The organism is Sphingobacterium sp. NGMCC 1.201703 (assembly GCF_047784615.1).
Classification (GTDB): domain Bacteria; phylum Bacteroidota; class Bacteroidia; order Sphingobacteriales; family Sphingobacteriaceae; genus Sphingobacterium.
Window position 1 is genome coordinate 67,919 of the sequence record NZ_JBLOHD010000002.1, and the last position, 11,957, is coordinate 79,875.

Annotated in this window: 13 protein-coding genes and 2 tRNA genes; 6 read left to right on the forward strand and 9 right to left on the reverse strand. The window is 38.4% G+C overall.

Annotated features, from left to right (window positions below; all coding sequences use genetic code 11):
- Nucleotides 1–15: 15 nt before the first annotated feature.
- On the reverse strand, nt 16–2,235 hold the full coding sequence (locus ACK8HY_RS05540; RefSeq protein WP_416133011.1) for an NADP-dependent isocitrate dehydrogenase: 2,220 nt from the start codon (nt 2,233–2,235) through the stop codon (nt 16–18).
- Nucleotides 2,236–2,506: 271 nt separating this feature from the next.
- Between ACK8HY_RS05540 and ACK8HY_RS05545 the strand changes: the two genes are divergently transcribed.
- Both ACK8HY_RS05545 and ACK8HY_RS05550 read left to right on the forward strand, forming a co-directional pair.
- The gene (locus tag ACK8HY_RS05545; RefSeq protein WP_416133012.1) at nt 2,507–3,346 is read left to right on the forward strand and encodes an aldo/keto reductase; all 840 of its coding nucleotides are present in this window, start codon (nt 2,507–2,509) and stop codon (nt 3,344–3,346) included.
- 452 nt (nt 3,347–3,798) lie between these two features.
- Nucleotides 3,799–4,434 (forward strand): HdeD family acid-resistance protein, encoded by a 636-nt coding sequence (locus tag ACK8HY_RS05550; protein WP_416133013.1) that lies wholly within the window; start codon nt 3,799–3,801, stop codon nt 4,432–4,434.
- A 58-nt stretch (nt 4,435–4,492) separates the two neighbouring features.
- Here the strand turns inward: ACK8HY_RS05550 and ACK8HY_RS05555 are convergent, their stop codons facing one another.
- The gene (locus ACK8HY_RS05555) at nt 4,493–5,134 is read right to left on the reverse strand and encodes a peptidylprolyl isomerase (protein ID WP_416133014.1); all 642 of its coding nucleotides are present in this window, start codon (nt 5,132–5,134) and stop codon (nt 4,493–4,495) included.
- 106 nt (nt 5,135–5,240) lie between these two features.
- On the opposite strand from ACK8HY_RS05555, the gene mgrA reads away from it, so the two are divergent.
- A complete protein-coding gene (mgrA, locus tag ACK8HY_RS05560) occupies nt 5,241–6,278 on the forward strand; it encodes an L-glyceraldehyde 3-phosphate reductase (protein ID WP_077433001.1) in 1,038 nt (345 codons plus the stop codon).
- A 95-nt stretch (nt 6,279–6,373) separates the two neighbouring features.
- Here mgrA and ACK8HY_RS05565 read toward each other — a convergent pair whose 3' ends face one another.
- From ACK8HY_RS05565 to ACK8HY_RS05575, 3 genes are all read right to left on the reverse strand, one after another.
- Complete coding sequence (locus ACK8HY_RS05565) at nt 6,374–6,901, reverse strand: DUF1697 domain-containing protein (RefSeq protein ID WP_077432999.1); 528 nt, start codon at nt 6,899–6,901, stop codon at nt 6,374–6,376.
- 15 nt (nt 6,902–6,916) lie between these two features.
- Entirely contained in the window at nt 6,917–7,213 is a 297-nt protein-coding gene (locus ACK8HY_RS05570) for an MGMT family protein (RefSeq protein ID WP_343559140.1), read from the reverse strand.
- Nucleotides 7,214–7,562: 349 nt separating this feature from the next.
- A tRNA-Arg gene (locus tag ACK8HY_RS05575) sits at nt 7,563–7,636 on the reverse strand.
- A gap of 184 nt (nt 7,637–7,820) precedes the next feature.
- Here ACK8HY_RS05575 and ACK8HY_RS05580 point away from each other — a divergent pair.
- The 3 genes from ACK8HY_RS05580 (at nt 7,821) to ACK8HY_RS05590 (ending at nt 9,152) form a co-directional block, all read left to right on the forward strand.
- Nucleotides 7,821–8,339: a YceI family protein gene (locus ACK8HY_RS05580; protein WP_416133015.1), complete on the forward strand. Its 519-nt coding sequence runs from the start codon at nt 7,821–7,823 to the stop codon at nt 8,337–8,339.
- A gap of 55 nt (nt 8,340–8,394) precedes the next feature.
- Nucleotides 8,395–8,482: transfer RNA gene (locus ACK8HY_RS05585), tRNA-Ser, on the forward strand.
- 310 nt (nt 8,483–8,792) lie between these two features.
- Nucleotides 8,793–9,152, forward strand: coding sequence for a winged helix-turn-helix transcriptional regulator (locus ACK8HY_RS05590; RefSeq protein WP_416133016.1), 360 nt, complete (start codon nt 8,793–8,795; stop codon nt 9,150–9,152).
- Here ACK8HY_RS05590 and ACK8HY_RS05595 read toward each other — a convergent pair.
- The 4 genes from ACK8HY_RS05595 to ACK8HY_RS05610 all read right to left on the reverse strand — a co-directional run bounded on the left by ACK8HY_RS05595 (nt 9,149) and on the right by ACK8HY_RS05610 (nt 11,945).
- The gene (locus tag ACK8HY_RS05595; RefSeq protein WP_416133017.1) at nt 9,149–10,027 is read right to left on the reverse strand and encodes an NAD(P)-dependent oxidoreductase; all 879 of its coding nucleotides are present in this window, start codon (nt 10,025–10,027) and stop codon (nt 9,149–9,151) included. The two genes, ACK8HY_RS05590 and ACK8HY_RS05595, sit on opposite strands and share 4 nt — an antisense overlap.
- Nucleotides 10,028–10,303: 276 nt before the next feature.
- Complete coding sequence (locus ACK8HY_RS05600; RefSeq protein ID WP_077432993.1) at nt 10,304–10,669, reverse strand: response regulator; 366 nt, start codon at nt 10,667–10,669, stop codon at nt 10,304–10,306.
- 71 nt (nt 10,670–10,740) lie between these two features.
- The gene (locus ACK8HY_RS05605; RefSeq protein ID WP_416133018.1) at nt 10,741–11,571 is read right to left on the reverse strand and encodes a CheR family methyltransferase; all 831 of its coding nucleotides are present in this window, start codon (nt 11,569–11,571) and stop codon (nt 10,741–10,743) included.
- A 2-nt stretch (nt 11,572–11,573) separates the two neighbouring features.
- A complete protein-coding gene (locus ACK8HY_RS05610; RefSeq protein ID WP_077432990.1) occupies nt 11,574–11,945 on the reverse strand; it encodes a response regulator in 372 nt (123 codons plus the stop codon).
- Between the last annotated feature and the right edge of the window lie 12 nt (nt 11,946–11,957).

Below are 11,957 nucleotides of genomic sequence, written 5' to 3' on the forward strand. Positions count from 1 at the left end.
TAAGATAATCAGCGTTTAAATATTGGCGATTGCGTTATTTAATGTCGCAGAAGGACGCATAGCTTTTGTTGCTAATTCATCATTCGGGAAGTAATAACCACCAATATTTTGAGCCTGTCCCTGTGCCCCTATCAATTCTTCATTAATTTTAGCCTCATTGTCAGTCAGTACTTTTGCAACAGGTGCAAATCTGCTTGCTAAATCTGCATCTTTCGTTTGAGCAGCTAAAGCCTGCGCCCAATATAAAGTTAAATAGAAATGGGATCCACGGTTATCGATCTGACCTACTCTACGTGCCGGAGATTTGTCATTTGCCAGGAATTTCTCTGTTGCCACATCCAAGGTTTCCGCTAAAACTAATGCTTTAGGATTATTTTGTGTTTGTGATAAATGTTCCAATGAAGCTCCTAAAGCTAAAAATTCGCCCAATGAATCCCAACGTAGGTAACCTTCCTGAAGGAATTGTTCGACGTGCTTCGGAGCTGAGCCTCCAGCACCTGTTTCGAACAAACCGCCACCATTCATCAATGGTACAATAGATAACATTTTTGCTGAAGTACCGACTTCCAAAATAGGGAATAAATCAGTCAGATAATCACGTAAGACGTTACCTGTTACGGAAATAGTATCTTCACCTTTACGAATGCGCTCCAAAGAGAATTTAGTAGCTTCTATCGGTGATAAAATTCGAATATCTAAACCTGCGGTATCAAAATCTGGCAAGTATTTTTCTACTTTTTTGATGATCTCTCTGTCATGTGCGCGGTCTTTATCCAACCAAAATACTGCTGGTGTATTGGATAAACGTGCACGGTTTACAGCTAATTTTACCCAGTCCTGGATAGGTGCATCTTTTGTTTGACACATACGGAAAATATCACCTTCTTCGACTTTTTGCTCCATGAATACATGACCTTCCGCATCCACAACACGGATCACACCTTTACCAGCTGCTTGGAAAGTTTTGTCATGCGAACCATATTCTTCTGCTTTTTGGGCCATCAAGCCCACATTTGGAACAGATCCCATTGTTTTTGGATCCAAAGCGCCATGTATTTTACAATCCTCTATTGTAGCCTCATAAACGCCAGCGTAAGAACGGTCAGGCACCATTGCGATCGTATCTTCTTCTTGACCATCCTTATTCCACATTTTACCACCAATACGGATCATTGCGGGCATAGAAGCATCAATGATAACATCGGAAGGAACATGGAAGTTTGTAATACCTTTATCTGAGTTGACCATAGCTAAAGCGGGACCTTGCGCGATAGCAGCATCAATAGCAGCTTTCACTTCCGCTTCTTTTGCATGACCTGCAATTTTAGCATATACTTCCCCTAAGCCGTTGTTTTTATTGACACCTAATTCTTTAAACAAGTCGCCATAAGTAGCAAACACGTCCTCAAAATAAGTTTCAACCACCGCACCAAAGATAATCGGATCTGAAACCTTCATCATCGTTGCTTTTAAATGTGCAGATAACAATACCCCAGCAGCTTTGGCTTCAGCAATTGTATCAGCGACAAAACCTTTCAGTGCGTTCAAACTTAAGGTTGAAGAGTCAATTACTTCACCAGCCTTTAATGGAGAAAGACCTTTTAATTCGGTAACAGCTCCTTCGCTATCCACAAATTCAATTTTGAATTGACCTGCATTTTCTACTGTTACAGATTGCTCTGAACCATAGAAATCGCCAGATGTCATCGATGCGACTTTAGTTTTTGAATCTTTTGCCCAAGCCCCCATTTTGTGCGGATTAGCTTTCGCATAATTCTTCACGGCTTTAGGTGCACGACGATCTGAATTACCTTCACGTAAGACAGGATTTACAGCTGAACCCAATACTTTCGCATATTTGGCTTTGATCGTTTTTTCTTCTTCGGTCATTGCTTCATCCGGATAGTTAGGAATAGCATAACCTGCTTTTTGTAATTCTGCGATAGCTCCTTTTAATTGTGGAATCGACGCTGAAATATTCGGTAATTTGATGATGTTTGCTTCAGGAGTTGTCGCCATTTGTCCCAGCTCGGCCAAAGCATCGGCAATTTTTTGATCTTCTTTTAAAAATTCTGGAAAGTTCGCAAGAACACGCCCCGCTAAAGAGATATCTCTCAATTCCACATCGATATCAGCTGTAGCTGTAATCGCTTGTACAATAGGCAAAAACGAGTAAGTCGCCAACAAAGGTGCTTCATCTGTTTTTGTCCAAACAATTTTTGATTTGTTTGACATAGTAATCTATTAGAAATATGTTTAATTTTTAATGCTATGCGAAATCAGTGAAAAATCTAAATTTCTCAAAATTTCGCCTAAAGATAAGAATTAATGCCATAAACCATGGCTTAATCCGACCTTTTTGACAATAAAAATGTGAAAATAAATATATTTTGGCAATACAGAATAACTTGGTCTCTCCATTTTAAAGGACAGCCCTCTTGACATTTCAGTGACGGGATAATTCAATTGAAATCCTAATTTAGTCAGATAAAAAATACTATTAAGCATGAAATCATTCAAATTGAACAATGGGATAGATATTCCAGCAATTGGATTTGGAACCTGGCAAATTCCGGAAGGAGAAGACGCATATCAAGCTGTTAAAGAAGCATTGGCAGTAGGATACACGCATATTGACACGGCTGCTATTTATGGAAATGAAAAAAGTGTGGGCAGGGCGATCAAGGATAGCGGAATAGATCGTAATACTCTGTTTATAACAACCAAGTTATGGAATACCGAACGTGGTTATGACAGAACCATCGCTGCATTTGAAAAATCTCTTACAGATCTGGGCTTGGAATATATAGACCTCTATTTGATTCACTGGCCGGCTAACGAAACTCAATTTGAAGATTGGGCGACTATTAATGCCGATACCTGGAGAGCCTTTGAATATTTATACGGACAAGGAAAAGTAAAAGCGATCGGGGTTAGCAATTTTCCAAAAGAATACCTGGCGAAATTACTGGAGACGGCAACTATCGTACCTAGCGTCAATCAAATCGAATTTCATCCAGGTTATCTGCAACAGGAAACTGTTGACTTTTGCAAATCAAATGACATACTGGTGCAGGCCTGGTCTCCACTAGGCTCAGGAAGGATATTACAGAACGAAACCCTGATTGCTTTAGCAGAACAAAAAGCTACCAGTATTGGGCAAATCTGTATTAAATTTGCACTTTCACAAGGTATTTTACCGCTTCCAAAATCCACCAATCCGACAAATATTAAACGAAACTTAGCTGTTGACAGTTTCGATCTTACGGACGAGGATATTCGAATGATTCGGGCATTACCAGCAATGGGGTTCTCTGGATCTGATCCCAAAAAAGTCGCATTCTAGATTATCGAAAGGAATCTAAAATATACGCTATAGAGTCCGCCCAACGAAACTAGGTCGGCGGACTCTTTTTTTCCTATTCCCTTTAATCTCACCATCATTACCCCTGAATTTTACCGGAAATGTACTCAGCCTCTCGGTATCTGTAGAGTGATATCCTTAGCACATCTACTGATGTTTGCACGATTCAGCACTAAAAAAGAAATATAAGCTTTCCCCGAAACAAAAGATTAGGATAGCTGTTAATAATACAACAATTCATATCATGAGGCCTACTCAAAATGCAATATGCCGAAACAAAGCGTTTGCAGAGGAGAACTATCGTATTATTGAAAGAGTATTTGAACCAATTAGCGTTAAACAGGACTGAAGTTTAGCAAATGCTAAAATCAATATTGCGTAGCATGTCACAAATTTTTGAGAGACCGCAAAAATTTAAATTTAAAAACACGATTATGGCACATTCATTTTTAAAAACGATCAGATCCTCCGTTAAACATTGGTATATACCGCTTATTATTGGAATTCTTTTAATTTTATTAGGCTTCTATACGATAGCTACGCCGATCACATCCTTTCTTGCCTTGAGTATTTTGTTTTCTTGGTCATTCATTGTGTCGGGGATACTTGAAATTATCTTTGCCTTACAAAACAAAAATGAAGTGGATGGTTGGGGCTGGTACCTTACCGGTGGCATCCTTTATGTCTTATTCGGAATTTTACTCATGACCAATCCCCTATTGTCTGCAAGCACTTTGGCTTTTATTGTCGGATTTTATGCTTTGTTCAGATCCGTTCAATTATTATCCTTCTCCTTTGACCTGAAAAATTATGGAAGTAAATCCTGGGGCTGGATCACCCTATTTGCAATATTGGGCATTATCTTTAGTTTTATTCTCCTATGGAACCCAATTTTCGCCGGCTTTTCCCTTGTAATTTGGACAGGAATGGCGCTTAGTACAGTCGGTTTTGCAGCCTGCGTATTTGCGTTTCAGTTGAAAAGTCTGAAAAATATCCCCGACAAACTGCCTAATGAATGGAAAGAACGCTACGAAAAATTAAAAGAGGAATTTGAACAACACAACAAATAAAAATCATATATAAAAAAAGTGCTATCTTAAAGGGAAAACCATCTTTTTCAAGATGGTTTTATTCTTTGATTTCCACTATACTGAAAGGCACCCTTTCCAGCGGAAAATCCTGTTGATCTGTTTTCGACCGACTGATCTTCAAGATTACATCCAAGCCCTGATATATTTCACCAAAGACTGTAAAATCTTGATCAAGTCTAGGTTGGCCACCATGCAATAAATATTCTTCACGCTGCTCCTTACTGTATTTTATGCCCTTTTTAGTTTCCAGACCATCCAGTTCTGCGGAGTTAATCTTTTTACCAACGACAAAATAGATCTGATTCAGGAAAGATGCCTTTTCAGGGTTACCGTCACGTCCCGCCCCCAACGCGCCCATTTTGTGAAAAGCGCGTTGGTCAAACTCAGCCGCCAAACGAGGTTTGCGATGCTGAGGATCTGCCGCTTCCTTCTTTTCGATATCGATATCATGTTCTCCACCTTGCACCACAAAATTTTCAATTATACGATTGAATAATGCCCCCTGATAAACACTGTCCTTAATCGACTTTAACATCAGATCACGATGATTGGGTGTGAAATCATAGAGTACCACCTTAAATTCTCCAAATGCGGTTTTAAATAACAATCGTTTTGACTGTGCATTAGTGTTACTCATCCAGATGAACACAATTGCTATAATCAGCGTAATTTTTCTCATATCTTTTGGTCGCATCGACTTATTCAAAATTTCGTATAAAAATACATTAAATTTCAATTCGAGGAAATCTGTTTATTGTTATATTTGACTATAACAATTCAAATCTATGCAGTATACCCCTAACCCTGAACGCTACAAACAGATGATATACAATCGTTGTGGTAAATCCGGTCTTCAGTTACCAGCTATTTCTTTAGGTCTATGGCACAACTTTGGAAATGACACAGCTCATCAAACCAAAGTTGATATCTGTACAACAGCTTTTGATCTGGGAATCACTCATTTTGACCTTGCCAATAACTATGGGCCTCCCCCAGGTAGTGCAGAAATAGCATTTGGACAGATTCTCAAACAACAATTCGCTGGGTATAGGGATGAGCTCATTATCTCTTCAAAGGCAGGCTACCATATGTGGGATGGTCCCTATGGTGAATGGGGCAGCAGAAAATATATTATTTCCAGTTGCGACCAATCATTAAAACGCTTAGGAACAGATTATGTTGATATTTTCTATTCACATCGCTTCGACCCAAACACCCCGCTGGAAGAAACCATGATGGCCCTCGATCAACTTGTTCGGAATGGCAAAGCCCTTTATATCGGTATTTCGTCCTATAATTCGCAACGCACCAAAGAAGCTTATGCGATATTGAAATCATTAGGAACACCGTTTATTATTCACCAACCCAGCTATTCAATGTTAAACCGATGGGTTGAGTCGGACGGGCTATTGGACACATTGGATGAAATCGGAATTGGCTCCATTGTTTTTTCACCACTCGCTCAGGGCATGCTCACGGATAAGTATTTACATCATATTCCACAGGACAGCAGGGCATCACAGTCAAAATCTTTGCAGACCAAGTTTTTGAGCGAGGAGAACAGACAGAATATCCAGGCACTTCATGCTATTGCGCAACGTAGAGGACAGTCTTTAGCCCAAATGGCCATCGCTTGGGTATTTCGGAAACAACAGGTAACTTCAGCACTAATCGGCGCATCCAGACCTCAACAGGTCATCGACTGCGTAGGCGCGCTCGAAAACCTATCGTTTACTTCAGAAGAAATCCGAGAAATTGATCTATATGCGAAAGATGGCCACATCAATATATGGGCACAATCTGCTGAGCTTAATAAAGCTTAACGAAATATGAACTACATTAAAAAAGTGTATTGATGTTCGGAAGACAAATCAATACGCTTTTTTTAATAGACTTCATGAAATAAACTCAAATTGCGCTAATGCATGAGTTTTAAAATTTTCTCAAATGTATTTACATTCCTACTGGTGAATTTATCCTTCAGGCTTTTCTTACCTAATATTTTCCCAAATGTTGAATCCAATGTATTTCCTTTGGGCACATACCAGTAAAACAGTCCATTGACCACATCAGCTTTTTCATTATCTGCTTTTATACTACGATTGAATTCGTCCATCAGCACCTCTTCTATTCCCTGTAAACCTACAAAAGTATAAATATGAAAATCAGGATGTCTTTCAAAAGGAATACTACTCCAAAAAAGAGCAGTTTCTGCTTGCGACTTAATAAAAAGGAAGGCTTCATAGGAAAAATAATTGGACATCGCTTCTTCCAAAATTACTTTAAGTTCGTCGACAGATCTTTCTGAAGAAAAAACAATATTTCCAGAAGCCAGCACTGAGCTCACATCCTCCATTCCAGCTTCTCTAAAGACCCGGCATACATCGGCCATCTTCATGTTTGTCCCCTTAACATTTACCCCCCGTAGAAATGCACAGTATTTCATCTTTTATCAATTTTATTAAATTTCATCCATTGGATTCCAAAATATCTTTTTAAAATCCTTAATGCGGAGATTGTTAATTACAACGCCTTCGTTTTCCAATTTAGCCTCAAATGCAGGGACCGACAATACTCCACTGCTCGAAATCACCCGATGTGCAGGCACATCTTTGGGGCATCCCCCCATCGCTTTTCCAACATGGCGGGAATGATTTGGATAACCTAGCGCTTTCGCAATTGCTCCATAAGTTGAAACACGTCCTTTTGGGATCAGTCTTGCCAATTCGTACACTTGCTGTTTGAATATTTCATCCATATTCTATCTATTTAGATCATTAGTTCAACTGCCAGTTGGACCTTAAAAAATTTCCTTCGGTCAGCAATAATACGCCAAACCGAGTATATTTCAAAGTTGACTAAAATACAAAAAACGAATACCTAATACCTTATAAAAGCGCTGTGAACTTATTTAGTCAACCAATTTAATCCTCTGCCTACGTTTCTACGTAAAAAACAGTTCTATTTTTTATAAAAGGAACAAATTGAAAAGAAAACGCGCAGTGTAAATATTTTATAATTGAGTCGATATCCAGCTCATATAGGCTATAGATACTAGTAAATAAAAAAGTCCTTAATATTCATATTAAGGACTTTTTGCGATTCTGTACGCCAATCAGGATTCGAACCTGAGACCGTCGGTTTAGAAAACCGATGCTCTATCCAGCTGAGCTATTGGCGCGTCGTTTTCGGTAATGCAAAAGTAGACATTTGTTCAACAATTCCAAAATATCATCTGCTTTTTTTTTCGGTTTTCCAATAACTGATTGCTTTTCAACAAGATTATTTTATTGATCTAGGTCAAACAAAAACCAAAAGGTTGCTGTTACCTTTGTGTTGTAAACAAATAAGAAAACACAAAAATTATGGCACAAGGAAAATGGGAATTGGACGCTGCACATAGCGAAATAGAATTCAAAGTAAAACACATGATGATCACTAATGTCAAAGGAAACTTCGACAGTTTTAAAATCGATCTTAATACAGCGGATGATACCTTTGAGAATGCACTTGCAAAGGTAACTATCGAAACAGCATCCATCAACACACGAAATGAACAACGGGACGGGCACTTAAAAAGTGCTGATTTTTTTGATGTCGAAAAATATCCTGCAATAACATTTGAAACAACGGGCTTAGCGAACGAACAGATTAAAGGAAATCTGACTATCCGTGACGTAACTCGTCCTGTGGTTTTTGACCTGGAATTTGCAGGAATTCAAAAAGACCCTTGGGGAAATAGCAAAGCGGGATTTGTCGTAGAAGGGAAGGTCAAACGTTCAGAGTTCGGGCTTAATTGGAATGCAGCTTTAGAAACAGGTGGTGTCATGGTGAGTGATGAAGTAAAATTTAGCGCTGATATCCAGTTTATAAAAGCAAATTAAGAAGTATTTCTGAAATAAAATTTGGCAGGAGAGCAAAAATTCGTACTTTTGTCGCGGAGAGTTGGCAGAGTGGTCGAATGCGGCGGTCTTGAAAACCGTTAACTGTCACAGGTTCGGGGGTTCGAATCCCTCACTCTCCGCCAGCAAAAACAAAGCCCGACGATAGTCGGGTTTTCTCGTTTATAGACTTTGCAAACAATGTTTAATCAAAAGTATTAAACGGAAAAAAAATGAACGGAGTGAATGGCTTTATTTTATGATGAAGCCTCCTCCCATTGGGATCATGTTATTATCCCTCACTCTCCGCAGAACAAGCCTTTCAGAAATGAAAGGCTTGTTTCATTGTATTCGGATTCGAACCAGAAGCGCTGGCCGGAGTTCGAACTTTTTTATCGGTAAGTTTTATAAATTTTGCATATTATTAGTATCATTGTAGTATATTGAGGGTAGATTATGTACGAAAAGAAAATTCCTAAAAACTACGATTGTGGCATGGCTGTTTTGATGGAGATCATCGGTGGAAAATGGAAAACATATGTTTTGTTTCTAATAAATTCTGGTATTCAACGGCCAAGTGAATTACAAAAAGCCATGCCCGAAGCAAACAGACGAGTTTTAGACCTACAACTTCGAGAATTAGAGTTCCATGGCATCATCCAAAGAACAATCTATGCACAGCTACCACTAAAAGTTGAATACTCCTTGACCGAATTAGGCTGTTCCCTTTTACCAATCATATTCGAAATGGACAGGTGGGGAAAAGGCCACCTGTCTTCTTTCAAGGAATTAATGAATAAAAAGAGGCTATCTTAATCCCCGTTGGCATAGAGTGTCTCAAAAATACTTGCTGTACTATTTCCACCAAATCCGTCGTTAACCGTATTTTGGAATAATGCTTCAATACTTTTGGGTACCGAAAAGTCAATATTTGCTTCCTTGGCTGTTTCCGTTACGTGTTTGGCTCCCGCTAACATCATCTTAAGATTCTGTTGTGAACCATCATAATTTTTTGTATCGATTTCCGCAGCGATATTTGCCTGCTGTATCAAAGTCGGTAAAAATTTTAGAAATTCATGCGTATATGGTTCAAAATCTATCGCATTAATTTTTCCCGCTTTCAACAGGGCATAACTTTGAATAACACCTGTCATTGATGTATAAAGAATATTGAGCATGGCTTGATAATAAAGCATAGCTAAACCAACATCTTCACCCTTATAATCTGTTGTTGTAAGAACTGCTAAATCCGCCTGATATTGCTCAAAAAGTTTTTTGGGACCGCTATAGAAGGTATAGGAATTCGGATCATCCTTACCTACTAACGATGGTGGCACCATAATACCTGCAGAAAGAAAGCTTCCCCCTTGCTGTATAATCCATTGACTAACTTCGCGGGCTTCTTGAGGTGTACCAGAACTTAGGTTAACAATAACTTTACCATTCAGGTCCGTCTTCAAATTTTCTAAAATACTCCAAAAAACATCGTAATTAGTCAAGCTAACTAATATTAGCTGACTTCTTTTAATCACTTCCGTAATTGAACGATCGTAAAAACAACCTTCTTTCACAAGGTTGTCTGCTTTACTTTTGGTACGATTCCAAAGACTTACTTTATACCCGTTATTCAAGTAAGTCTTAGCCATTGCTTGTCCCATCGGACCAAGTCCGATAATTGTCACTTCATTCATATAAATATGTTTTAATAGAACAAAGTTGATGCAAATACAGCTAAGATAAAATATAGGATAAAATTACCCCTATATGAAAATATTGACGCCTTACTCAAATATTCTGTCACGATAAAACAAAATATTCGATTGCATCAAAGTAAAAAATAGCTAACAATAATACAAACAAAAAATCTATCAACTTTTAAACTCACCAAGTTGTAAAGACAATGGAATAAGCCTACAAAATTGTAGGCTATCATTCGTTGGTTAATAAAATAGATCAATGGTTGGATCCTATGAGATATATTTATTTACGATACCTTCAAGATCATCCAGATCAAAAGGCTTGGACAGGAAATCGTCTGCTCCGGCACGGGCAGCTAATGACTCTATATCATTGTTAGCGGACACATAAATAACCGGGATATGTTTAAACCGGTCATCTGCCTTCAAAAGACGGGTCGCTTCTACCCCTCCAATATTTGGAATCCAATTGTCCATCAAAATAAGATTAGGTTCTGTAGACTCCACCTTTTGAATAATATCATGAGATGTCTCCGAAACCTCGACCTGAAACCCCAAATCTGTTAGCACGACTGTTATTACCTCCAAAATAATTGTATCATCTTCAAATATCAGTACAGTTTTTCTTTTACTCATATAGCTTAATTTATGTCTTTTATAGGGGCTACTATGGATTAAATATCATTTCATTTCTAAGTAGAACCATATTATAACGAATAAAGTTTTTTCCAAATTTTTTGATCTCCTATTGGGGTGAAATTCTGCTGGATACTCGAGAAACGGATAGTCTCTTTACTGCCTAGGGCCAGGTATCCCAAATTTTCCAGACTCGCATCAAAGAGCTTAAAAACACGATCCTGTAAATCCTTATTAAAATAAATCAACACATTGCGACACAAAATCAATTGAAAACTGTTAAATGAAGTGTCTGACACTAGATTATGGGTTGAAAGGATGATCTTCTGTTTCAATTCGGGATTAAATTTCGCCCATTCGTAATTTGCCGTATAATAATTAGAAAAGTCCTGCTTCCCACCCGACTCCATATAATTTTCTGAAAATAACTTAATCTGATTTAATGGATAGATTCCATTACGTGCTATTTCCAGCACCCGCGGATTGATGTCTGTTGCATAGATTAAGGATTTATGATGCAGGTTAGCCTCCTTCAATAAAATCGCAAGTGAATAGGCTTCTTCGCCACTTGAACATCCTGCTACCCAAATACGGATAAGCGGATAGGTTCCCAACTGCGGCAAAATCTCCTCACGCAACTGGCGAAAAAATAAAGGATCCCTGAACATTTCCGTCAAATTCACTGTAATTTCTTCAACAAAATGTTGAAGAAACGCTGGATTGTCCTTCAGCGCGAATCGTAGCTCCGCAAAACTTGCAAATCGGTCATTCGTCATGATTCGGTTGATCCTCCTCTTAATCGATGCCCGACTATATTGCATGAAATCATAGCCATAGCGCTGGTAGATATCTTCCAATAAAATATCTATCTCCTCATCCTTAATAATATTATGGCCCAACATAGCTAGATCAACTGTTCAATTTCAACTATTAACTTATCCACATCAATTGGTTTCGACACATAAGCCTGTGCACCCGCTGCAAGACATTTTTCGCGATCCCCGCTCATTGCTTGAGCAGTAACCGCGATAATCGGAATATCTTTAATAACTGCTGAACTGCGAATCAAACGGATAGCCTCATATCCGTCAATTTCGGGCATCATCATATCCATCAAAACTAATGAAACATGATTGTCAGCCGTTAATAACTCAATTGCATCCTTTGCCATGGTACAACTAAGGATCTGGTATCCCTTCGCTTTTAACGTTAAACCCAACGCAAAAATATTCCGATTGTCATCGTCTACAATTAATATTATTTTATTTCTATTCATTAAAGCCGCTCA